The organism is Paenibacillus sp. FJAT-26967, from assembly GCF_001541095.1.
Classification (GTDB): Bacteria; Bacillota; Bacilli; order Paenibacillales; family NBRC-103111; genus Paenibacillus_F.
Window position 1 is genome coordinate 25,751 of sequence record NZ_LMXH01000005.1, and the last position, 23,721, is coordinate 49,471.

Sequence of the window (23,721 nt, forward strand, 5' to 3'; positions counted from 1 at the left end):
TTTTGTGCCGCGAGATCCGAAAAGACAGGAAATTATCCTATACTTGTGTATAACTGACGAGCTCTTAATCGAGGAGGTTGCGAGCCGATGCCAATGTCCGAATACTACAAAGACTTGCGTCATAAAATCGGGACACAAATGATTTTTAGTCCTAGTGCCGCTGCTGTAATCCGTAATGAGCAAGATGAAATCTTATTTCAGCGGCCCGTTTCAAATAGGGATACATGGAGCTTGCCTGCCGGGGCAATCGAACTCGGAGAGACACCGGCAGAAGCGATTATCCGTGAAGTATGGGAAGAAACGGGGTTACGGGTAACCCCTGTGAAATTACTAGGCGTGTTCGGCGGGAAGGATTTTAGATTTACGTATCCGGACGGGAACCAGGTTGAATATGCTATATTCCTGTTTGAATGCGTCGTTGACAGCGGAACTCTTGAAGCAATCGACGGCGAATCTGCTGAGTTACGCTATTTCAGCCATGCCCGCATGCCGGAGCTTGCCATCCCTTATCCGAAAGAAATATTCATCAAGACGGAGTCTGAACGTACTTTCTTTTAGGCTAGGTAACTGGGGATATTGAAAAAAACGGGGGACCGCTATACAGACGTTACTTACAGCATTCGCGGAAGAAAGCAGGGGCGCACTCTCTTTCTTGCTTTTTCGGCGGACGATGGATGCTTAAGCAGCTTGAATATTTCTATTATTAAAATTCCTTTCTGAGGTGGATGCTACGACTGATATTTGTGCACGTGTCCGAGCTCAGAAGCCTGTAGTTTCCCGCGTGATCACCTTGACCACATTGTAAGAATGGGGTATTTACTTTAAATGGATTTGAAATAGCGTTGACTCGTCATTTAATCAATAGTATATTATTTGTGTAACCGGTTACCTATGTAAGGTGGAGTGAAAAGATGACTTCCATTAAAGACGTTGCCAGAATTGCAGGTGTATCTGTTGCAACGGTGTCCAGAGTACTGAACGATAAAGGATATGTTGGGCAGAATACCCGGGAAAAGGTTGAGAAAGCGATTAAAGAAACGAGCTACAAGCCTAATGAGGTAGCGAGAAGTTTATTTAAGAAGCAATCGAATACGATCGGATTAATTGTGCCGGATATTATGAATCCCTTTTTTACGGAGTTAGCGAGAGCGGTTGAAGATATGGCTACCAAATTGGGCTATAACGTCATTCTGTGCAATTCTGACGGGGACAAAGACAAGGAACAAGCCTATTTGGATGTACTGAAACAAAAATATGTAAATGGAATTATAGTTTCTTCCAATACGCTTACGGCTCAGCAGGTGGAAGAACTTAATGTTCCCGTAGTAAGCATTGACCGGGAAATCAGCAAAGGTCTGCCGACTATTGTCGTAGAGAACAAGAAGGGGGCCGTGATGGCTACACGTTATTTGCAGGACAAAGGGTGTAGAAGAATCGGTCATATCAGAGGTTCCTACGGGGTAGCGAATGCAGAAGAACGTTATGAGGGCTACAAAGAAGTAGTTTCGAAAGAAACGTGGTTTAGGGAAAGCTTTATTGTCAACGGGGATTTTGATATGCAATTCTCCATTGAAGCGACGGCGGAGCTTTTAAATCGGCATCCTGACATTGACGGTATTTTTGCCGCGAATGATATTATGGCGATCGGTGCGATTAAAGCAGCTCATCAGCTTGGCAGGAAAGTGCCCGAAGAGCTTGCCGTCATCGGATTCGACGGAATCAAGCTGTCCGAAGTGATAACTCCGGAGCTAACCACCATTGTACAGCCCATTTATCAATTGGGCGAAACATCGACTACGATGTTGATCAGCCTGATGGAGCAGCAGCCGGTTGAACAAACGTATTATACGATGGCTGTGGAACTTGTAGAGAGAAAATCAACTTAAGGAGTATATCGCTGTGGAACAGAAACCTAGAATTACGGTTGTGGGCAGCATTAACATGGATTTAGTGACGATTACCACTCAAGTGCCGAAGGTAGGAGAGACAGTTTTCGGTAACCGGTTTCAAATGAATCCTGGCGGAAAGGGAGCCAATCAAGCCGTAGCAGCGGCCAGACTGGGAGCGCATGTTCAATTAATTGGTTGTATAGGCAAGGACGTCTTCGGCAAGGATATTCTGAGACATCTTCAGCAAGAAGGTGTCGATGTAAGCAATGTGGAACCGGTTACAGATTCGACGGCAACGGCAACAATCACTGTTTCTAACGGAGACAACAGTATTATTGTCGTACCGGCGGCTAATCAGTATGTAACGGCTGCATTCGTTGAATCCAAACGAGCTGTTATCGCCAACAGCGACATTCTCATTCTTCAGTTGGAAATACCGCTGGATGGTGTGGAGAAGGCAGTTGAGATTGCCAAGGAAAACGGAGTTACGGTCATTCTTAATCCGGCCCCGATCCGGGAGCTGCCGTCTGAATTAATTCAGCTGATTGATTATGTTACCCCCAATGAACATGAACAAACCCTGCTCAAACAAGGGAGAAGCAAGGAAGAGCTGGATGGGAAACTGATCGTCACGAAGGGCAGTCAAGGGGTCTCGATTCATGAAGGAGATAAGGAAATCAACATTCCTGCTTATAGGATAGATGTGGTTGATACTACCGGAGCGGGAGATGCCTTTAATGGCGGTTTGGCTGTTGCTTTGGCAAAGGGTACTCACCTGAGGGAGGCTTGCAAATTCGGAAATGCGGTTGCCGCATTATCGACGACCAAGCTTGGGGCCCAGACAGGAATGCCTACAGCTCAAGAGGTAGAAAAGTTTATAGGCAGCCGGGATTAGCCAGCTACGCGAAGCTGCTCTTTTCAACATATTGCAATCGCTTACTACAAAAATTCAGGAGGAATACAACCATGACCCAAACACCAAGACCTATAATTATTGACACAGACCCTGGAATTGATGATGCAGTTGCGCTTGCCATAGCGCTGTACAGTGAGAGATTGGATGTCCGCTTAATCACGACGGTTGCCGGCAATGTCGGACTGGAGAAGGTAACGTTGAATGCTTTGCGTTTATTGAAATTTTTCGGGAAAAATATACCGGTTGCCCTGGGGGCTGACAGACCGCTTATCAAGGAACCGATTGATGCAAGCGACATCCATGGATCTACGGGCATGGACGGGTTTGATTTTGAAGAGCCGACGGAAAACCTTGTGCTCGAAGAGCATGCTGTGAACGCCATGTACCGCGTCATTATGGCAAGTGAAGAGCCTATGACCTTGGTGCCGATCGGTCCATTAACCAATATCGCTCTCTTGCTGAGACTGTACCCGGAAGTGAAAGGAAAGATTGCTGAAATTGTACTCATGGGCGGTTCCACAGGACGGGGAAATTCGGGCGTGATGGCTGAATTTAATATTTTTGCCGATCCGGAAGCAGCCAAAATCGTTTTTCAGAGCGGCCTGCCTACTGTCATGGTGGGACTTGACGTTGGATTGAAGGCTCTCGTGTACCCGGAAGACAGCGAACAGCTGAAAGATATGAATCAGACGGGGCGGATGATTTATCAATTGTTCCAGAAATATAGAGGCGGCAGCATGAAAACAGGGCTGAAGATGTACGACAGCTGCGCGATTGCATATCTGTTGCAGCCGGAAATGTTCCAGGTTGTGGATACCTTTGTTGATGTGGAATTAGGCGGTTCTTTGACGACAGGATGTACGGTAGTGGATTTGAAAGGATATTTAAAGAAAGCCAGTAATGCCAAAGTATGTGTCGATTTGGACCCGCAGATGTTCAAGCTATGGTTTATGGAAAGTCTGAAGAAATGCAACTAAGCTGCATTCATATGAACAGGGAAGGAACAACACCATGGATTCTAACATTGTAATGTATGCTTCTGCTATTATAGCTGTATCCATAGTCATCTATATGCTAATCAAGAAAATGGATATCAAAATCACATTGTTCTTAATGGGGATTGTACTCATATTGATCAGCATGGGGATGGGAAAAGAGATCGCCATTAAAGGCTTTGAATCGACAGGATCGATCTGGTTAGATCCGCTTCAAGTCATCGTTACCCAGTTTAAACAAACTTTTGGCGCGGCGGGCTTTATTGTCCTTATATTGGGCGGATACACCGCTTATATGTCTTCCATCGGTGCGAATGAAGTAACCGTAAATGCTTTAACCAAACCTATTGCTAAAATTAAATCCGTCTACGTTCTCGTTCCGATTGTATTTCTGTTAGGAAACGTATTGTCTCTTGTCATTCCCAGCGCTTCGAATCTGGCCATCATATTGCTGGCTACACTGTATCCTATTATGAGAAAAGCAGGGATGTCTGCTCTGACGGCAGGTGCTATTATAGCAACATCGGCAACCATAGTGCCGACCCCGCTAGGAAGCGACAACGTTGCCATTGCGGAGGAATTAGCCAAACATTCATTGTTCGCCGGTATGAACGTGACGGACTATGTGTTTAACTATCACGCGGTGGTTTCCATACCGACTTTAATTTTTATAGCGGTCATTCATTATTTTTGGCAGAAAAGAATGGATCGTAAAGAAAACCAGCTCACAAAGCCTGCTCATGAGGAGAATATCGAAGCGCCTGCCGTCGCTGAAATCAGCGGAGGCAAATTATATAAAACGGTATACGCGATTCTTCCCGTTTTCCCTATTATTCTTCTGTTAGTTGTGTATGCGGTTCAACTTACTACAGGCCAATCAATCAATATGAGCGTGGAAGTAGCCGCATTAGTATCCTTGATTCTTGCTATTGTGTGTGAATTAATCCGTCACAAAGGAAATAAAAGCGTCCTGGAAAAAACGGAAGCATTCTTTAAAGGAATGGGTGGAGCTATCCCTATTGTGGCCCTGCTGGTTGCCGCATCCGTGTTCGTAACAGGGCTGAAATCGATCGGGTTGGTTGATGAGCTTCAAACATCCATGCAACAAATTCAAGGGAATGGGTTAGACTTTATTCTACCTCTCATCCTGGTCGCATTGACTGCTCTTATCGTCATTTTGAGCGGAAGCGGTACTGCCCTGATTTTCGCTATGGTGCCTTTGATCGTACCGTTAGCAGTTGCAGCTGGTATTAACCCCATTGCCATATCGGTTCCACTCGGTCTATCAGGAAACCTCTTCAGGGCCGTTTCACCTGTAGCTGCCGTTATTCTGATCGTTGCGGGAACAGTTAAGGCAGATCCTATCGCCATTGTAAAAAGAACATCTGTCCCTATGATTGCCGGAGTCGTTTTTATGTTCGTGCTCTCCATGATTATATTTTTATAAAATTACGCCTACAGCCGGTTATCGTTCTTTTCGATGACTGGCTTTTTAGGCAAAAACTATCACTACCATCTTAGAACGTTCGGAGAGGATGATCTGACTGCTCTTCATGGAGAATTCATGATCTTCAACAAGCGGCACGTAATTTATTGGGCAGTCCGGGACCAAGCAGGATCAGTGTCGGTGTCGTCCCTTTGCGGAAGCAGGCGGGTTATTCCTCGGTTCCAGAGGGTATACTAGTAAAATTAGACGCGGTTTTCTGAGGAAATCAAGTTGACATTTACATGGAAATGGCGTATACCTAAAACTAGCTAGAAATTGAATAGTCCCAATCAAATTCATTGACGAGAACGAGTACGCTAAATTCCTTGTCCCCCAGAGAGTCGGTGCTGTGCTGAAAGCCGATGTTCAAGACTTAGCCGGAAATCCTCTCCGAGAAGGAAAGCTGAATGCTGTGAGTAAGCTGCCCCGGAGTCCTGCCGTTACCAAGGACGCGTATGCTGGTACGCAGTGGAGGTGCCGTGGAGTCACACAATGGTGATTCTGACGGAACAAGGGTGGTAGCGCGAGATACAATCTCGTCCCTTAGGGGACGGGATTTTTTTGTTTTTTTTCAGATAGCAGGAGCAAGTTCCAATAGAGCTTAAACAAGAGGAGATGAAGATCCATGAGACAAGTGGATGTTAAAGAAAAAGCGAGAATGCGCGAGCTGCGTGTGCTCCAGCAGTGGAAAGAGAACGATACGTTCCGTAAGTCGATCGAAAACCGCGAAGGCAAGCCGAACTTCGTCTTCTATGAAGGCCCTCCGACCGCTAACGGCAAGCCGCATATCGGCCACGTGCTCGGACGTGTAATCAAGGATTTCGTCGGCCGTTACAAAACGATGTCGGGTTTCCGGGTTGTCCGCAAAGCGGGCTGGGATACGCACGGGCTGCCTGTAGAGCTGGGCGTGGAGAAGCAGCTAGGGATTTCCGGCAAGCAGGAAATTGAGAAATACGGCGTTGCCAAGTTCGTGGAACAGTGCAAAAGCAGCGTGTTTGAGTACGAGAAGCAGTGGCGTGAGCTGACCGAAGGAATCGCGTACTGGACCGATATGGATAATCCGTATGTGACTTTGACGAACGATTACATTGAGAGTGTATGGCACATTCTGTCCCATATTCATGGGGAAGGCCTCTTGTACAAAGGCCATCGTGTAAGTCCGTACTGCCCGGATTGCCAGACGACTCTGAGCTCCCACGAAGTAGCGCAAGGCTATGAGGATGTCAAAGATTTGAGTGCAACGGTCAAATTCAAAAGCAAGGCTGCGGATGAGTCCTTCCTGGCCTGGACAACAACGCCTTGGACACTTCCGGCTAACATTGCGCTCGCGGTTAACCCTCAGATGGACTATGCCAGAGTCAACTACGAAGGCGAAGTATATATTGTAGCGAAGAACCTGGCGGAGAAAGTGTTCAAAGAAAATTTCGAAATCCTGTCTGTGCATAAAGGTTCCGAGTTCGTAGGCACGTCCTATCAGCCTCCTTTCGGCTACATTTCCGTGGACAAAGGACATGTGGTAGTGGATGCCGACTATGTGACGGATGCAAGCGGTACGGGGATTGTTCATATTGCTCCGGCACACGGTGAGGACGACTATCGTACGGTGAAGCAGCATGAGCTCGCTTTTGTGAACGTGGTTGACTTGGCGGGGCGTTACACGGATCAAGTGACGGATTTTGCCGGACGCTTCGTTAAGGATTGCGATATTGATATTGTCAAAAACTTGTCCGAACACGGACTGCTCTTCTCCAAAGAACGCTACGAGCACAGCTATCCGTTCTGCTGGCGCTGTAAGTCTCCGCTTCTCTACTATGCGATGGAGAGCTGGTTCATCAAGACAACCGCTGTGAAGGATCAAATGATCGAGAACAACAGCAAGGTGGAGTGGTATCCTTCCCACATCCGTGAAGGACGCTTCGGGAAGTTCCTGGAGGATCTCGTCGATTGGAACATCAGCCGGAACCGTTACTGGGGTACGCCTCTGAACGTATGGCTCTGTCAGGAGCCGGGCTGTGATTGTCAGTATTCGCCGGGAAGCTTCGCCGATCTGCAGGCTAAGGCAGTTGATCCGGTGAGTGACGATCTGGAGCTGCATAAGCCGTTCGTCGATGATGTGCTGCTGCGCTGTACATGCGGCGGCGTAATGGAAAGAACGCCGGAAGTGATCGACGTCTGGTTCGACAGCGGCTCGATGCCGTTCGCGCAGATGCACTATCCGTTCGGCGACAAGCAGCAGTTCGAGGATCAGTACCCGGCAGATATGATCTGCGAAGGTGTAGACCAGACACGCGGCTGGTTCTTCAGCCTGCTTGCGGTATCGACGCTGTTTAAGGGCAAAGCGCCTTATAAAGCGGTTATTTCGACAGGCCACGTGCTGGATGAGAACGGGCAGAAAATGTCCAAGAGCAAGGGCAACGTTATCGATCCTTGGGAAATCATCGAGGAATTCGGCACCGATGCGTTCCGCTGGGCGCTCCTGTCGGATAGCGCGCCTTGGAACAGCAAGCGCTTCTCGAAAGGTATCGTCGCGGAGGCGAAATCAAAGCTCGTCGATACGCTGAATAACGTGCATGCTTTCTACGTGCTGTATGCCGGAATCGACGGTTATAAGCATGAGGATCATGCGCAGCAGGTGTCGGAGAATGAGCTGGACCGCTGGATTCTATCGCGACTGAACAGCGTGCTGAAGAATGTGATTAAGGGGCTGGAAGTCAATGACTTCCTCAATGCGGCGAAGCAAATGGAGCTGTTCGTCGATGAGCTGAGCAACTGGTACATCCGCCGTTCACGCGACCGCTTCTGGGGCAGCGAAATGACGACGGATAAAGTATCGGCTTACCAGACGCTGCATGAGGTGCTCGTGACACTATCGCGCATGGTCGCGCCTTACACTCCGCTGATTGCCGATGATATTTATATGAACCTGACCGGAGACGGCAGTGTACATCTGGCTGATTATCCGCAGGTGAATGAGGCGGTAATTGACGCCGGGCTTGAGAAGGAAATGGATACCGCCCGTAAGATCGTAGAGCTGGCGCGCAGCGTCCGCAACGAAACGGCGATCAAGACGCGTCAGCCTTTGTCGGAGCTGATCGTATCCTTGAGCGGGGATTTCGATCTGAGCCGTTTTGAATCCATCATCAAAGATGAAATCAACGTGAAGGAAATCCGCGTGGAGCAGAGCGACAGCCGCTACGTCCAGTTCAGCCTGAAGCTGAACCTGAAGGTCGCGGGCAAGAAGTTCGGCAAGCTCGTCGGGCCGATCCAAGGCCACCTGAAGCAGATGTCTCCAGAGGAGAGCAAGGCCGTCGTGGATAGCGGCTCCCTGAATCTGACGCTGGACGGCGAGGCGGTTCAGATCGCGCTGGATGAGCTGCTGGTCGAGAAGCACGCGAAGGAAGGGTTCGCTTCCATGTCCGGCTACCAGATGACCGTTGCGCTGAACACGGAAATCACCCGTGAGCTGGAGCAGGAAGGTCTTGTCCGCGAGATCGTCCGTGCGATCCAGGATTACCGCAAGAAGCTGGAGCTGCCGATCGAGAAGCGCGTGAACCTGGTGCTGAACGTGGATGCGGAGCTAAGAGCAGCACTTGAAGCATTCGACCATGTGCTGCGTGACAACGTGCTGGTCAACGAGGTTACTTATGCGGAGGAATCCGGCATGGAGACTTTCTCATTCGGCAGCAAGTCGTTCGGAATGCGGATTGAATAGGAACTGAATAAACAGGCTGTGCCCTTAGGGGTGCAGCTTTTTTTTGTATCGTTCGAGTAAGTGCTGGCAATGTCTGAAGAGAGATAAAGGCTAGCTGAAATGAAAAAATTATTGTTCGTTTGAAAATATGGTATATTTTGTTACAATGTTTTATAAGATGCGTAGGGAGGTTTGTTGATAATTTTAGAAAGAACAAGATATTGTAACGATGACCGGATTGATATGAAGGTGAGTGATAAAGCTGATAAGGTTTGAAGATTATAAAATTAGCCGTTGAGGAGTGATTACAGTGAAATTAAAGAAATTATGTTATTTTCTGCTTTTTCTCTTACTAATTGGTTGCACGAGCCAAAAGGAAGTTATTAAAGAATTAAAATCGAAATCGTCCGATACTTATACCCTGCATGTCTTTAAAGAAGACAGTGGGGCTGATGAAATAGATAAAGAAGTAAATAGGATATGGAATAACAATATTAAGAAAATTGAATCCGTTCAATTCTATGACAACTTTCAAAAACGTAATAAAGAGATGATTAAGGCTCTGGATATTGCGGATTTCCCAACTTTTGTTGTTTTGGATGATGCAAAGATTGTATTAAAAACAACGGACCTTAATGATGTGACTAAGATGATGGAAAAATAATTGCAGGGTTGTTTTAAAATATGTATTTGGAGGTAATAAATGTAAGAATTTATCTGAAGGAGGATTATTTATGAGGAAAAAGATTCCGACTGTACTAATAGCAACTGTTTTTGCTATTAGTACCCCTGTAGGCGGAATAGGAGAAACTTCTGCTCAAACGATTGATGTTACAGATCAGGTTAATAAAGATTTTGTTAGAAGTTTAAGTTTTGAAAATGTCTATCAGTTTGATGCTAAAACGTATAACAAGATCTCCAATAATAATAAAGTCACATTGAGTTTTATAGATGAGTCCAAGGCTGCACTGAATTTACAGTTGAATAACGGAAAAACAATTTTACTGAAAGATATAACTTATACTAAGAAAACTAGTAAGGATTCGAATTCTGATCTAACAGTCATTCGTGGTAAAGCTTCTCTAAATAGTGATGAATTTGTATCTTTCAATATGATTTATGATAAAGTAGAAAATGCAAATGGGAATATTACTATCACGAAAAAGAGCACTACTCTTCAACCAAATGGATCAAAAAGTGTAACCTATAATGATACTAAATATCGTTTTTATAAAGGTACTGATATTGCTCCAGATATTATTCAGTCTCTAAACAAAAATAGTAATCAGTCCCTAAATCAAAATAGTCAAATCACTCCATATGCAAGCATAGATTATCCCCAAACAATAAATTATAAGTATGGAAATAAATTTTATGTAGGGTACTTAATGAATTATAACTATATTCAAGGCAATGGGGGACAAAACCCTTTTCAAATAAAATTGAGTCCATTGGGTAGTTTATATACTTATAAACATTATACAGGTGAAACGGGAAGGCTTCGTGAAGACCTTTCATATATTTCTAAGTTTCTTTTTAGACACGAGCGTATAAGTGGTGTAGGAATGCAAACTTATCCTAATATAAGTAACAGCCCTAATAAATCATTTGATGTAGATTTAACATTTGCGTTTCCGGCGGGTATAGGATTTGGTTATACAGTTAAAGTTCCTATTAGTGGTTCAAATAGTGAAGAACATGGAAATAAGGCAAGATGGGACATGTACGATGTATTATTGGATATGAGCAGTAATGGAAGCCCAGTTAATGCTTTTTATATGTACGGATATATTGCTGGTACAGGATCTGGTACTACAACCTTCAGTTCGGGGGCATCAGCCACTTTATCAGCAATTTATAACTTCCCTAACCAACCCGCAGTTATAGTAGATATTTCTGAAGATATTCCTCTGCCCAATAAAACCATAAACGTCAAACCTTAATAGATACAGCATAGAACTATACAAGGAACGGTCTATATAATGGCTGTTCTTTTTTATTACCAATTGAGACATATTTCATATCCAAATATATAGATCAAAAACCATGCAACTAGGGTGAAAATAGCCGTGAGTGAGCAACAGTATTCGTATTAAATCATCTCTTCCTCCTTCTTGGGGTTTTATTGAAATTTTATTTATATTACATTATTGTGATAACATCGTGCCAACATTGTTCTCATATTCTTCTCAAAGGGGTATCTATATAATTTTATTATAAGTTTGAAAGAGAGCTTCTTTCCCTTCCGCTAATTAATCGATATACTAATAGTAATATCCAAAACTTAGAAAAACGGATGGAGGAGAAATCATGAAAAGTATCGCGGTTTTCTGCGGATCAAGTAATGGGGCTTCGGCCGTGTATAAAGAAGGAGCTGCCGCGCTCGGTAAGGAGCTGGCAAAGCGCGGGATTACGCTCATTTATGGCGGAGCCAGTGTAGGTCTTATGGGTGCCGTCGCGGATGCCGTTCTGGCTGAGGGCGGCAAGGTAATCGGCGTGATCCCTCAAATGCTGCAAACGCGCGAAATTGCGCATACGAACTTAACCGAGCTGATTGTGGTGGAATCCATGCACGAGCGCAAGGCGAAGATGGAACAGCTGTCGGACGGATTCCTGGCTCTGCCCGGAGGGCCCGGTACACTGGAAGAATTCGTTGAAATTTATACATGGGCTCAGCTTGGACTGCACCGGAAGCCATTCGGGCTGCTTAACATCCAGGATTACTACGAGCCGCTCGTGAAGTTTTTCGATCATATGACGAGCGAGCAGTTTCTGCAGGAGAAGTACCGTTCTATGGTGCTTGTGGATTCCGATCCGGCGGCGCTGCTGGATAAATTCGGTTCCTATGAGCCGCCTGCCGTGAAAACTTACATCAAGGAAGACCAGACGTAAACTGCCTTTTCGTGGTGGTCGTCTTCGTACCATCCGTTTGCATAGTGTTGTTTCTTACATAGGCAAAAAATAAAGGAGTGGGCCCGGCATGTTTGCCGGGGCTCACTCCTTTTGAATTTATACAGATGCTGCTGCGAGGCAGCTCGAATTCTTCGGAGATGTCGAAGAAGAACTGTACGGCTGCTCCTGGCGGAATTAACTCTCTGTTCATGTAACTGTGCAGATAGGGTCAGTCTGTCCGCTGAAGCACGATGTTCCTTGCAGCCTGAGGTTCTGGACAAGCATCGGGCCCGCTCTAGTTCTTAATCGGCAAGCTATACGCGCCGAATGCTTGGTCGAGCAGGGCTGCGGCTTCCTGGCGAAGCAGCGGCTGCCTGGAGCGGAAGTCGGCAGAACCGTCCGCGCCGACTTTCGTGTCCGGATCGGCGATTCCTTGCGAGAGGAGCGCGGAGATTCTCGCTGCGGCCCATTCATCCGTCGGGCCCGCTAACCGGATCTCAGACGCTGGTTTGGCCTGCTTGAGGTTCTGAATCATAGCTGCTGCCATTTGCCGGGTAATCACTTCGGATGATTCGAATCCGGGAATATCCGCCATCATTTGTTTCTTGTTGTTCTCACTCTGTCCGGGGAAGATGTACCAGCCATGAGCCTGAATTAGCAGGTCCGCGAATTCTCCTTGGGTCAGGGTCCTAGTGGGCTCGAAAAGATTGCCTTGTGCAGCCCCCATAATATCAAGTGCATTCAAATGATCAATATGAGGCTTGTACGGGCTGGCAGCCGGCACATCCGCAAAGGCTGGTTTCATCTCCACTTTCTGAGAATGTCCGACCACATTGATCCCGTTCTTGCTTGTGTAGTAGAAGTACTTGATGTTGCCGGCTGAATCCTTCTGGAAAGCCAGTTTCTCGCCGGCCTCGTCATCGAATAGGGTCGGCGTAATCATCCGGAGCGTATGCTTGCCGGTGCTTCCATCCTCCATGATGAGTTTTCCGTCCTGGTAGGTGAATCGGGCTCTTAAACCATAAGCGCGTGTATTCTGGTACAAGCCCAAATATTTCTGCGCGTCTTGCTCGGTCAGGTCTTGATAAGCAGGTGTCGGCTTTTTCACAGATTCCGGGAAATAGTGGTCCATGAACGCTTCATAGAAACCAAGACTCATTTGAGTATCACTATTGTAGGACATATAGAAGGCCGTGTTCCGCTCCGGGATCAGAACCATCAGGGAAGAGTGGCCTGGCATGTTGCCGCCTTTAAGAACGACATGCTGCCCATTCATTAATTCTTTGTAATAGCCTTCAAAACCTACTGTTGCAATCGGAATGGTTTTGCCGGCATCGGCAAAGGCGGAATAAGTGTGCATCGGTTCCATGCTCTTGGCACTGACAATCTGCTTGTCCCCGAATTTGCCTTTGCCCAGCTGCATGATCAGGTAGTTCGCCATATCAGTTCCGGTAGAAAGGATACTGCCTTGAGGGCCGTCGGTCGGCGCATGTCCAAAAGCCGGCTGAAGCTCGCCTGCAGGGGAGTAATGCTGCGCCATTCTAGACGTAAGCTCAGGCGTATAGCGTACACTGGTTGATTTCATGCCGAGCGGCTCAAACACTTTAGTCTTCATATACTCATCGAAACGCATTCCGCTCACGTTCTCCACGGCTAAACCTGCCAGCAGAAATCCGAAGTTGTCATACGTGTAAGCTTCGCCCGGCGGCCGGACGACTGTCGGCATGTGCCCGGCGATGAACGACTTCATCGGAATGTCCTGGCCGATATAATCCGGCGAGATGAAGGTGGTGATATCGGGTTTGTCCACCCCGCTCGTATAATTCAGCATCTCGAACAAAGTAAGCGGTTTGCCCGTTGTGTTCGGCACCTTCAATCCGCCCAGGTATTCATTGACATCTCTCTTCAGATCCAGTTTTCCCTCATCGACCATCTGCATCACAGCGAGTGCCGTGAAAGTCTTGGATACGGAAGCGATCTGGAACACCGTGTCTGGATCGACTGGAATCTTCTTCTCTTTATCCGCGTAACCGTATCCCTTGTTGACCAGCACTTTGCCATCTTTAACGACGACGAAATTCGACCCGGCCACATTATCTTTCTTCATCAATTCCGCAAAAAGAGGATCGGCGAACGCTTCGACTTCTTTACCGTCTTGCGGGCCGTTCGTTTTATCCGGATCAACCGGCTGAGACACCTCCGGTTTACCCGGTGCTGGTGTGCAAGCTGTAATTGCAGCGGAGGCTGCTAATAGGGCGGCTAGACTCAGGCTGCGTATCATCGTATTCATCGTGGGGTTCTCCTTTAACTGCTTGTATTTTACTGGTTGTTTCCTTGTGCAGGATCATCATTTTATACAAATAGAGCCGCTTCCTCCTTTCGGTTGTGTTCTCATCGTGTATCGCCCCCAAAGTATCTCAATGAGGCTGTCACAGCGGCAAGTTAGCTTTCGTCACGAGATGGAAGATCCGGACGGGGCGGGAATTTGCAGCCTGATGAATGATGAATCGTAATTAAGGCATGACACTTGTCTGCCGGCATGCACGAAGTGAGGATCACAACCTGCGAATCACGCTTGGGCGGTCTATTTCCTTATGAAATCAGCACCGGAGATTATTGCACGCGTCATATGACACTTTGACACTAGTCTTGTTGACACCAGGAGAGATAGGATACAGGCAGAAGCAGAAGAGAGGGGAAGGAAACTTTCGTACATGCGGCATAATTCAGACACAGGGCAAACATGCGACTTACTTGCACAGGAGATTGAAATACGAAGTTATCAGAAAAGGGTATCGAAAAAAATAAGCAGGAAATAGAAGAAAGGGAGCGGAACTTTTATGGAAAGAAGATTACTTAAGCACGTACAAAACTTTTGGTTTTTGTTGATTACTTTTGGAACAGGGCTATTTTATTTTTGCTTTTATTTGGTCAGTCTGATATTCGGTTTGTCACTGTCTTTTACGCTGATCGGCATTCCGCTGCTTAAGAACATCATGCGCACGACGCAGACTTTTACGCAATATGAACGGATTCAGACGAAGCTTTACACGGATATTTCTATTGAACCGTACCCCGGGAAAACATTAGCGGAAGGCAGCGTATGGCTGCAGGCCAAAGAGGAACTGCTTGATCCGGTTAACTGGAAAGCGATTCAGTGGCTCATGCTGAAGTTTCTGCTCGGTCTGGTTTGCCTCGTTGGGGCATTCGTCCTGTACCTCTCACCGCTGATCATGATCTTGGCACCTTTGATGCTTCACTATGTGGATATGTATATCGTGGTTCCAATCGATACGCTGTTTAAATCTCTGATTGTGATGGCGATTGGATTTATCTGCGTGTTCGCAGGCGGGAAGCTGGGGAGTCTTCTGGTAAGGCTTGCAGGCGGTTATACCCGTGGCATGTTTCAGGCTCTTAACCGGACCGACAGGAGAAAGAACTGGGATGTCTTCTCCCGTTGAACCATATACGTTATGTAGAGGTCTGGTCTATAATAGCGTAGGAACATATGGAAGAAAGAGAGCAGGGGGTGAGTGATTTGTTCGATGTTATAAAAAGATGGTTCTGGTATGACTGGCTGCTGCTTCTCATTCGAATTCTCAGCTGTATATCCCTCCTACTCACGGAGATCCAGGTTCGTAATGAATTAACGCTCCCGTTAACTATCGTACTTTTCTGGCAGATCGCCGCTTTTTCGATTCCGTGGCTGGCACTGCTTCTCAATTATAAATCTTATCTGATTACCGAAATGATCCTATTCGGCGGGATCGTCCTGTATCTGGTCACCCTATTTCCCCAAGCCTATTTGACGTATATTGTCCCCGCATTTCTGATCGCAGCCAATAGTGCAGGCAAATCCTATAAGTGGACGGCCCCCATCACTGTAATCGGCTTTCCGGTGCTCATCCTGCTCTTCTCTCAGGTAGACAAGGGCGGGGTCATTTTCATCAATTATGGGCTGGCTTATACGCTCGGATTTGCTTTTCACCTGCTTGTGGTCAACCATCGGCAGAATGAGATTATCCGGGACCAGAATCACATAATGAAGCAGTATATGTCTCAGATCGAGCGGATTACGCTGTTGGAAGAGCGCAACCGGTTATCCAAGGATCTTCATGATACGATGGGGCATTCTTATACGACGATTATCATGGGACTGGAGACGTTGAAACCAGAGCTGGCCACTGGGGCCGGGCAAGAAAAACTGGGCTCCTTGCTCCAGGTGGCACGTAAAAGCATGAATGATGTGCGAAGTTATCTACACGGGATAGAATCCGACCAAGAGAGTCTTCCGTTGGTCGAGTCTCTCAAGCAGCTCGCTGAAGAGTTTGAAGAGAATGCGAGAGTGAAAGTCGGGTTCCGCACGTTCGGGGAGGATCATCCGTTGCCGAAGCAGGCGCAGATGGTTTTCTACCGCTGCTTGCAGGAATCCTTAACCAACGCTGTCCGGCATGGCGGTTCGACGGAAATAGACGTATCGCTGCAGTTTGAGGACCGGCAGACCCGGCTCGAAATACGCGACAACGGACGGGGGGCAGACCGTCTGCAGGACGGTTTCGGCCTCAAGGCGATGAAGGAAAGGGCGCTCAACCTGCAGGGGCAGGTCTCGGTTTACTCCGGTTCTGATGAGGGAACGGTAGTGATGTGCACGCTGCCCAGACAAGTGGAGCAGCCCGAAGAGGTCATCCGTCTGCTGCTTGCAGACGACCAGCCGTTCATCCGCGAGAGTCTGCGTACTATTCTCGAAGAGCACAAGGATCTCTTGGTAGCGGGCCTCGCGGCAGACGGCCAAGAGGCCGTGGAGATGTGCGGCACTCTGGGGCCGGATCTGGTGGTGATGGACCTGGATATGCCAGGCATGGACGGGTTGTCCGCGACACGGGCCATCAAGCACAAGTGGCCGCACATCCGCATTGTGATTCTGACGACTTTCCAGGACAAGGAAAGGGCTATGGAAGTTCTGCGGAGCGGGGCTGACGGGTATTTGCTCAAGTCGATCGAGCCGCGCGAATTAGCCGAAACGATCCGGCTCGTCCATAGGGGCGGAACGATGATTGCTCAGGACATCTCCTCTAAATTATTCGAGGAGGCGGATCTTCCTGCGGCAGCTCAGTTCAAGGAGCCGGCTGCCGCAGAGGAGAGGCCGGAAGAACGGAGGGAAACCGACAACGAGTACAGCCTGACGCCTCGGGAAATCGAGATTTTGCAATTGCTGTCCCGCGGGCTGCGGTATAAAACCATTGCGGCCAAATTGTATTTGTCCGATGGCACGGTGCGTAACTATGCTTCGGCCGTGTATGCGAAGCTTGATGTGCGCAACCGTGAAGAAGCGGTGCAAAAGGCTGCAGAAGCAGGCCTTTTGTAGTTCTCGTTGTCTGGTCTAGGCATGTGCGGGGATGCCGGATCGCCCACTGTGGGTGTTCGGGTCGTAGGATCATGCCTGACGCAGAGATAAAAGAGACCATGGGAATGTGGCATTCCCATGGTCTCTTTATCTTGTTTGTTGCGTTACATCCTTGTTGGGTAGACCATCATCTTAGGAGGCTTCTCCCCCGCGTAATATTCCCGGCTCGGCATGCGCTGTCTGCCGCCGTGCTTGATGATTTTCTTAACCAGCCCTCCAGCCCTCCAACAATGTCCGGGTCTTGTATAGCGAAATGAAAGATGCCTGTTTTCCCGAATTAAAGTTATCCACGGTTTGTTCATCGTTCGGGAAATGAAAGAGGCCCATTCCGACTTTATCCACTTGTGGATAAGTGAGTGATTTTAAAACTTCCCCAGCCGGGACCGAACACATCCGTGCACATTGTGCCTACGGGACAATCACCTTCATCTATAACATATCAAATATATGTGATTAAGAATCATTCCGTGTTCTTTAAAAGAAAGTACCAGGCGGACTTGCCAAATGGCGGATCAGCAGTGGTATACTGAGCAATACAATGAAGATTGAACCTTGAACAAAAAGTGGGTTGTAAACATGGAGAACGAGAAGCAGCGACTAAGTATTGAAGCGGCAAGACTTTACTATCTGTCGGATTACAGCCAGCAGCAGATTGCAACAAGGCTTGGCGTATCCCGTCCGACAGTGTCCCGGCTGCTGCAGCATGCCAAGGAACAGGGCTACGTACGGATCAATATCGTAGATCCTCTGCAGGATTTGGACGCTCTTGGCGATCAGGTGAAAGCCAAGTATAACCTGGATACCGTGCTGGTGTGTTATTCGCCCCTGGATGAATACCAGGAAATCACCAAACAGATCAGCAAGAAAGCAGCCGATTATTTGCACGAGACGATCCAGGACGCCGATATTATTGGAGTTACGTGGGGCAAAACGATGTATGCGATCGCACGTGAGCTTCAGCACAAGCAGGTTAGAGGTGTTGAGGTCGTTCAGCTAAAAGGGGGCGTAAGCCATTCCCATGTGAATACTTATGCAGCCGAAACGGTTAATCTGTTCGCGGAAGCTTACCATACGATTGCCCGTTATTTGCCGCTCCCTGTTATTTTTGACAGCAACGCTTTGAAGAAGATGGTGGAGGAAGACCGGCATATTCAACGCATTATCCAACTTGGCAAGCAAGCGAATATCGCGGTGTTTACCGTTGGTACGGTGAAGGACGATGCACTCCTGTTCCGGCTCGGATACTTCACTCCCCAGGAGCAGAAGCTGCTTCAAAATAGCGGCGCCGGCGATATTTGTTCCCGTTTCTTCGATGAGAACGGGAATATTTGCAGCGAGGAAATTAACAATCGTACCGTGGGGATTGACCTTGCCGATCTGCGCAGCAAAGAAAAAGCGATTCTCGTCGCAGGAGGCCAGCGGAAGATCGATGCGATCCGGGCGGCTCTCATTGGCCGCTATGCGAACATTCTGGTGACGGATCAGTTCACCGCTCAAGCGCTGCTGGGGTGAATGCCAGGTTTGAGGTATGCTTGGGCAACAAGCAACAAGCAACAAGCAACAAGCAACAAGCAACAAGCAGCAAACAGCAAGTACGCAAGCATGCCGTCACGAGCGGCAATGCATCATGGTCAGTTATGACAAGCACTAAGCCGGGATTAATCAAATACCCTCCAGATGTGGAACAAATGGGATGGACAACCGTAACGGTCATCCTTTCCTTCCGCAGCTGCAGGGTATTTTTTTGCTTGAGCAGAGGAAGATGGGGCAGGTGCGGGCTTTTTTTCATAGATTGTTAAACCGGGTAAGGAAGAGGAACGTTGACAAAAAGGCTGTGCGATAAAGCTCTCAGCGGGTTAATGCGGCTTAAAGGCTCCGCTAATGAAGAGAGAGTGAAGGTCGTTTTTTTTGCATGAACAAATTTTCAATGATGGTTTTACATATGTTCATGTCTGTGCTATCATAGATTATGTAACCAATAACTAATTGAATGAAAGAGTAACATCTTACAGAAGATATAAATAGAAGGAGTTGTTGAATGTGAATATAGCCGCAATGATTGACCACACGCTCCTGAAGGCGGATGCGACCCGGGAAGAGGTTGCTAAACTGACAGAAGAAGCGAAGAAATATGGTTTTGTATCGGTATGTGTGAACCCGGCATGGGTGGCTTTTTCGGCGGAACAGCTGAAGGGCACGGAAGTTAAAGTATGTACGGTAATCGGATTTCCGCTAGGCGCCACTACTCCTGCTGTAAAAGCTTTCGAAACACAGGATGCAATTGCAAACGGCGCGACCGAGGTCGATATGGTCATCAACATAGGCGCATTGAAAGCAAAGGACAACGAGCTGGTAGAGAAGGATATCCGTGCAGTCGTTGAGGCGGCTAAAGGCAAAGCGCTGGTGAAAGTCATTATTGAAACCTGCCTGCTTACGGATGAGGAAAAAGTACGCGCATGTGAACTGGCAGTCCAGGCGGGCGCTGATTTTGTCAAAACATCCACAGGCTTCTCCACAGGCGGAGCTACACGTGAAGATATCGCGCTGATGCGCAAAACGGTCGGTGCAGGCGTGGGAGTTAAAGCATCCGGCGGCGTGCGCAGCCTAGAAGATGTGAATGGCATGATCGAAGCGGGAGCAAGCCGTATCGGCGCAAGCTCGGGTGTTAAGATCATAGAAGGCGGCACGTCTACTTCTTCTTACTAAAGGGAGGACTGAATCATGAAGGATCAATTGATTCAAGAAGCGATTGAAGCCCGCAAACAGGCGTACGTTCCTTACTCCGGCTTTCAAGTCGGGGCTGCCGTGCGGACAGGCGGCAAGATCTACCGGGGATGCAACATTGAGAACGCATCCTACGGGTTAACCAACTGCGCGGAGCGGACGGCCATCTTCAAAGCGGTCTCTGAAGGAGACCGCAAGATCGAAGCCATCGCGGTTGTGGCCGACACGGAAGGTCCGGTATCCCCATGCGGCGCTTGCCGACAGGTATTATCGGAATTTTGCGATAGTGATACGGTTATTTATCTCACGAATCTCCACGGACATACGGAAGAATGGACGATGGACCGTTTGTTGCCGGGAGCTTTCCAGGCTCAAGATATGGATCACCAGAACGAGAGTTAATCTTGTTCTTGTACAACCGGATATGCCCTTCTTCACATGGTTTGTAAGCGCTATAGAAAAGTGATATACCTCACAGTCAGCCGCTTACACCATACACAAGCTCACCAATGGGGGAAGCACAAATGAAATTTCTAATCGCAATCTTGGGCATACTTGTCATCTTCGGTCTCACATATGCAGCCAGCAACAACAGGAAAGAAATTCGTTACCGGCCTTTGTTTGTGATGATCGTCCTTCAAGTACTGCTGGCGTTTGCTCTCTTGAACACGGGTATTGGAGAATTTTTAGTAAAAGGCTTTGCCGGCGTGTTTGAAACGTTGCTAGGCTATGCAGCGGAAGGGATTAATTTCGTCTTCGGCGGTATTGCAAATGAAGGCGAAGGTCCGTTCTTCCTGAACGTGCTGCTGCCGATTGTATTCATCTCCGCTCTGATCGGTATTCTGCAGTATACGAAAATTTTGCCGTTCGTGATTAAATATATTGGTCTTGTACTCAGTAAAATTAACGGAATGGGCAAGCTGGAGTCTTACAATGCTGTCGCTTCCGCGGTTCTCGGACAATCCGAGGTGTTCATTTCCGTGAAGAAGCAGATCGGTCTGCTTCCGAAGCACCGCATGTATACGCTGTGCGCATCTGCCATGTCTACGGTGTCGATGTCCATTGTCGGTGCCTACATGACCATGATTGAACCGAAATATGTCGTTACCGCTCTCGTGCTGAACTTGTTCGGCGGTTTCATCATCGCTTCAATTCTGAATCCTTACAAGGTATCGGCGGAAGAAGATATTCTGGAAGTACAGGAAGAGGAGAAGCAGTCTTTCTTCGAAATGCTGGGGGAGTATATCCTCGACGGATTTAAAGTCGCGATTGTGGTAGCTGCGATGCTGATCGGTTTCGTCGCCGCCATCGCCATGGTGAACGGGATTTTCAGCGGAATCTTCGGGATTTCGTTCCAGGAGATGCTGGGGTATCTGTTCGCGCCGATCGCATTCGTTATGGGTGTACCGTGGAAAGAAGCAGTCGATGCGGGAAGCATCATGGCAACCAAGCTGGTCTCCAACGAGTTCGTCGCGATGCTGGATCTGGGCAAAATGACCGACTTGTCCGGACGCACCGTCGGAATCGTATCGGTATTCCTCGTATCTTTTGCGAACTTCTCTTCCATCGGTATTATTGCCGGAGCTGTTAAAGGGCTGCATGAGAAACAAGGTAATGTTGTAGCTCGGTTTGGTCTTAGGCTGCTCTTCGGTGCTACAATGGTGAGTGTACTGTCGGCAACTATTGCCGGATTGTTCCTATAATTGTTCCTTTAAAGATAGCCGAGAATGGAAAGGGTGCATAGAACATGGACGCATTTAAAAGAATTCACCTGATTGTAATGGACTCCGTAGGAATTGGCGAAGCACCCGATGCTGCCGAATTCGATGATACAGGTTCCGATACGCTTGGTCATATCGCCCGTGAAATGGGCGGTCTGCAAATGCCGAATATGGCCAAGCTGGGCTTGTCCAACATCCGCGAGATCGAGGGCGTGCCTGCTGCACAGAAGCCTCTCGCTTACTACACGAAGATGCAGGAAGCTTCAAGCGGCAAGGATACGATGACCGGCCACTGGGAGATCATGGGCCTGAACATCGCAACACCTTTTCGCGTGTTCGAGAACGGATTCCCGGATGAGCTGATTCAGCGGATCGAGGAGAAGACCGGCCGCAAAGTCATCGGCAATAAGCCTGCCAGCGGAACGGAAATCATCGAGGAGCTCGGTGACGAGCATGTGAAGACAGGCGCGTTGATCGTGTACACGTCCGCGGACTCGGTTCTTCAAATCGCGGCCCATGAAGAAGTGGTTCCTTTGAAAGAACTCTATGAAATTTGTGAGTTCTGCCGGGAAATTACTTTGGATGACCCGTACATGCTTGGCCGGATTATTGCCCGCCCATTCGTAGGAGAAAGCGGTCATTATACCCGGACCTCCAACCGTCATGACTATGCGCTTAAGCCGTTCGGCCGTACGACGATGAATGAGTTGCAGGATAAAGGCTTTGATGTCATCGCACTGGGTAAAATTTCCGACATCTACGATGGCGAGGGAGTTACCAAGGCAGTCAGAACGGTGTCCAATATGGACGGTATGGATAAATTGATCGCTGCGATGGACGAGTCTTTCACAGGGCTGAGCTTTGTGAATCTGGTTGATTTCGATGCCTTGTACGGACACCGCCGCGATCCCAAGGGATACGGGCAAGCGCTGGAAGAATACGATGCGCGGCTGCCGGAAGTCTTCGCGAAGATGAAGGAAGACGATCTTCTCATTATTACGGCTGATCACGGGAATGATCCGACCTATAAGGGCACGGACCATACCCGCGAGTATGTGCCGCTGCTGGTTTACTCGCCGCGCTTCACGGCTGGAGGTAAAGAGCTGCCTCTGCTTAAGACATTCGCGGATATCGGCGCTACCGTTGCAGAGAACTTCGGCGTTCAAATGCCGGAACACGGAACGAGCTTTTTGAGCGCTTTAAAATAAACCTAACCGGAGGTATTTGTTCATGAGCACACACATTGGAGCTGGCAAAGGCGAGATTGCGGAAACGATTCTACTGCCGGGAGATCCGCTCCGGGCGAAATATATTGCGGAAACTTACTTGCAGGATGTGACCTGCTATAACGAAGTGCGCGGGATGCTCGGTTTCACCGGAACTTATAAGGGCAAGCGTGTATCCGTTCAAGGAACGGGCATGGGTATTCCTTCGATTGGTATCTATGTCAACGAATTGATTCAGGATTACGGAGTCAAGAACCTGATGCGCGTAGGAACATGCGGTTCCATGCAGAAGGACGTTCATATCCGTGACGTGATTCTGGCGCAAGCGGCTTGCACGGATTCGGCTATGAACCGCCATATTTTCAGAGAGTATAATTATTCTCCGATTGCAAGCTTCTCGCTGCTGAAGAAAGCCTATGATCTCGGTGCCGAGAAAGGCTTGAACATGCATGTGGGCAACGTGTTCACTTCGGATGTATTCTACCGTGAAGACAAGTCCGTCGTGCAGAAGCTGATGGATTACGGCGTGCTTGGAATCGAGATGGAATCCACGGCACTCTACACAATTGCAGCTCAATATGGTGTGAATGCCCTGACAATCCTGACGGTAAGCGATCATCTGATCACAGGAGAAGAAACCACTTCGGAAGAACGCCAGACAACGTTTAACGATATGATGGAAGTTGCTCTGGAGACTGCTTATTCCCTATAAACGGCCTGACAAAGATAGAGTGGACCCGAAGTGCCCGCCTTGCGGCTGCCGGTTGAGGCCAGCGG

Annotated in this window: 18 protein-coding genes and 1 other annotated feature; of the genes, 17 read left to right on the plus strand and 1 reads right to left on the minus strand. The window is 48.1% G+C overall.

Annotation, left to right across the window (positions count from 1 at the left end):
* The first annotated feature begins 87 nt into the window (after positions 1-87).
* The 9 genes from AR333_RS18055 to AR333_RS18095 all read left to right on the plus strand — a co-directional run bounded on the left by AR333_RS18055 (position 88) and on the right by AR333_RS18095 (position 11,869).
* The gene (locus AR333_RS18055) at positions 88-558 is read left to right on the plus strand and encodes an NUDIX domain-containing protein (protein ID WP_068776774.1); all 471 of its coding nucleotides are present in this window, start codon (positions 88-90) and stop codon (positions 556-558) included.
* Positions 559-911: 353 nt separating this feature from the next.
* Complete coding sequence (locus AR333_RS18060) at positions 912-1,886, plus strand: LacI family DNA-binding transcriptional regulator (RefSeq protein ID WP_068776775.1); 975 nt, start codon at positions 912-914, stop codon at positions 1,884-1,886.
* Positions 1,887-1,899: 13 nt separating this feature from the next.
* A complete protein-coding gene (rbsK, locus tag AR333_RS18065; RefSeq protein WP_084783798.1) occupies positions 1,900-2,784 on the plus strand; it encodes a ribokinase in 885 nt (294 codons plus the stop codon).
* A 71-nt stretch (positions 2,785-2,855) separates the two neighbouring features.
* The gene (gene rihC, locus AR333_RS18070) at positions 2,856-3,782 is read left to right on the plus strand and encodes a ribonucleoside hydrolase RihC (protein ID WP_068776776.1); all 927 of its coding nucleotides are present in this window, start codon (positions 2,856-2,858) and stop codon (positions 3,780-3,782) included.
* A gap of 34 nt (positions 3,783-3,816) precedes the next feature.
* Complete coding sequence (dcuC, locus tag AR333_RS18075; RefSeq protein WP_068776777.1) at positions 3,817-5,247, plus strand: C4-dicarboxylate transporter DcuC; 1,431 nt, start codon at positions 3,817-3,819, stop codon at positions 5,245-5,247.
* A gap of 329 nt (positions 5,248-5,576) precedes the next feature.
* Positions 5,577-5,833 (plus strand) — a binding site (T-box leader).
* 78 nt (positions 5,834-5,911) lie between these two features.
* Positions 5,912-8,998 carry an isoleucine--tRNA ligase gene (gene ileS / locus AR333_RS18080; protein ID WP_068776778.1) on the plus strand — a complete coding sequence of 1,029 codons (3,087 nt, stop codon included), beginning with the start codon at positions 5,912-5,914 and terminating at the stop codon, positions 8,996-8,998.
* Positions 8,999-9,287: 289 nt separating this feature from the next.
* On the plus strand, positions 9,288-9,641 hold the full coding sequence (locus tag AR333_RS18085; protein WP_068776779.1) for a hypothetical protein: 354 nt from the start codon (positions 9,288-9,290) through the stop codon (positions 9,639-9,641).
* A gap of 70 nt (positions 9,642-9,711) precedes the next feature.
* Positions 9,712-10,920, plus strand: coding sequence for a hypothetical protein (locus AR333_RS18090; protein WP_068776780.1), 1,209 nt, complete (start codon positions 9,712-9,714; stop codon positions 10,918-10,920).
* 367 nt (positions 10,921-11,287) lie between these two features.
* Positions 11,288-11,869 carry a TIGR00730 family Rossman fold protein gene (locus AR333_RS18095; RefSeq protein ID WP_068776781.1) on the plus strand — a complete coding sequence of 194 codons (582 nt, stop codon included), beginning with the start codon at positions 11,288-11,290 and terminating at the stop codon, positions 11,867-11,869.
* Positions 11,870-12,164: 295 nt separating this feature from the next.
* On the opposite strand, the gene AR333_RS18100 is transcribed toward AR333_RS18095, so the two are convergent.
* Positions 12,165-14,159 carry a serine hydrolase gene (locus AR333_RS18100; protein WP_068776782.1) on the minus strand — a complete coding sequence of 665 codons (1,995 nt, stop codon included), beginning with the start codon at positions 14,157-14,159 and terminating at the stop codon, positions 12,165-12,167.
* A gap of 550 nt (positions 14,160-14,709) precedes the next feature.
* Here AR333_RS18100 and AR333_RS18105 point away from each other — a divergent pair.
* The 8 genes from AR333_RS18105 (at position 14,710) to deoD (ending at position 23,656) form a co-directional block, all read left to right on the plus strand.
* Complete coding sequence (locus AR333_RS18105; RefSeq protein WP_068776783.1) at positions 14,710-15,330, plus strand: sensor domain-containing protein; 621 nt, start codon at positions 14,710-14,712, stop codon at positions 15,328-15,330.
* Positions 15,331-15,407: 77 nt separating this feature from the next.
* Positions 15,408-17,234: a hybrid sensor histidine kinase/response regulator transcription factor gene (locus tag AR333_RS18110; RefSeq protein ID WP_068776784.1), complete on the plus strand. Its 1,827-nt coding sequence runs from the start codon at positions 15,408-15,410 to the stop codon at positions 17,232-17,234.
* A 615-nt stretch (positions 17,235-17,849) separates the two neighbouring features.
* Complete coding sequence (locus AR333_RS18115; protein ID WP_068776785.1) at positions 17,850-18,785, plus strand: sugar-binding transcriptional regulator; 936 nt, start codon at positions 17,850-17,852, stop codon at positions 18,783-18,785.
* A gap of 528 nt (positions 18,786-19,313) precedes the next feature.
* Positions 19,314-19,979, plus strand: a complete 666-nt coding sequence (deoC, locus tag AR333_RS18120; protein WP_068776786.1) for a deoxyribose-phosphate aldolase — start codon at positions 19,314-19,316, stop codon at positions 19,977-19,979.
* Between the two features lie 15 nt (positions 19,980-19,994).
* Positions 19,995-20,399 (plus strand): cytidine deaminase, encoded by a 405-nt coding sequence (locus tag AR333_RS18125; protein ID WP_068776787.1) that lies wholly within the window; start codon positions 19,995-19,997, stop codon positions 20,397-20,399.
* 122 nt (positions 20,400-20,521) lie between these two features.
* Positions 20,522-21,700: a NupC/NupG family nucleoside CNT transporter gene (locus AR333_RS18130; protein ID WP_068776788.1), complete on the plus strand. Its 1,179-nt coding sequence runs from the start codon at positions 20,522-20,524 to the stop codon at positions 21,698-21,700.
* Positions 21,701-21,744: 44 nt separating this feature from the next.
* Positions 21,745-22,926, plus strand: coding sequence for a phosphopentomutase (gene deoB / locus AR333_RS18135; protein WP_068776789.1), 1,182 nt, complete (start codon positions 21,745-21,747; stop codon positions 22,924-22,926).
* 22 nt (positions 22,927-22,948) lie between these two features.
* Positions 22,949-23,656, plus strand: a complete 708-nt coding sequence (deoD, locus tag AR333_RS18140) for a purine-nucleoside phosphorylase (RefSeq protein ID WP_068776790.1) — start codon at positions 22,949-22,951, stop codon at positions 23,654-23,656.
* Positions 23,657-23,721 lie beyond the last annotated feature (65 nt).

Excerpts from the sequence above, each read along its gene's own strand:
- AR333_RS18130 (WP_068776788.1), top strand. The coding sequence starts at position 20,522 with ATGAAATTTCTAATCGCAATCTTGGGCATACTTGTCATCTTCGGTCTC.
- AR333_RS18125 (WP_068776787.1), top strand. The coding sequence starts at position 19,995 with ATGAAGGATCAATTGATTCAAGAAGCGATTGAAGCCCGCAAACAGGCG.
- rihC (WP_068776776.1), top strand. The coding sequence starts at position 2,856 with ATGACCCAAACACCAAGACCTATAATTATTGACACAGACCCTGGAATT.
- deoB (WP_068776789.1), top strand. The coding sequence starts at position 21,745 with ATGGACGCATTTAAAAGAATTCACCTGATTGTAATGGACTCCGTAGGA.
- deoD (WP_068776790.1), top strand. The coding sequence starts at position 22,949 with ATGAGCACACACATTGGAGCTGGCAAAGGCGAGATTGCGGAAACGATT.
- AR333_RS18090 (WP_068776780.1), top strand. The coding sequence starts at position 9,712 with ATGAGGAAAAAGATTCCGACTGTACTAATAGCAACTGTTTTTGCTATT.
- dcuC (WP_068776777.1), top strand. The coding sequence starts at position 3,817 with ATGGATTCTAACATTGTAATGTATGCTTCTGCTATTATAGCTGTATCC.
- AR333_RS18055 (WP_068776774.1), top strand. The coding sequence starts at position 88 with ATGCCAATGTCCGAATACTACAAAGACTTGCGTCATAAAATCGGGACA.
- ileS (WP_068776778.1), top strand. The coding sequence starts at position 5,912 with ATGAGACAAGTGGATGTTAAAGAAAAAGCGAGAATGCGCGAGCTGCGT.
- AR333_RS18095 (WP_068776781.1), top strand. The coding sequence starts at position 11,288 with ATGAAAAGTATCGCGGTTTTCTGCGGATCAAGTAATGGGGCTTCGGCC.
- AR333_RS18100 (WP_068776782.1), bottom strand. The coding sequence starts at position 14,159 with ATGAATACGATGATACGCAGCCTGAGTCTAGCCGCCCTATTAGCAGCC.
- AR333_RS18115 (WP_068776785.1), top strand. The coding sequence starts at position 17,850 with ATGGAGAACGAGAAGCAGCGACTAAGTATTGAAGCGGCAAGACTTTAC.
- AR333_RS18105 (WP_068776783.1), top strand. The coding sequence starts at position 14,710 with ATGGAAAGAAGATTACTTAAGCACGTACAAAACTTTTGGTTTTTGTTG.
- AR333_RS18060 (WP_068776775.1), top strand. The coding sequence starts at position 912 with ATGACTTCCATTAAAGACGTTGCCAGAATTGCAGGTGTATCTGTTGCA.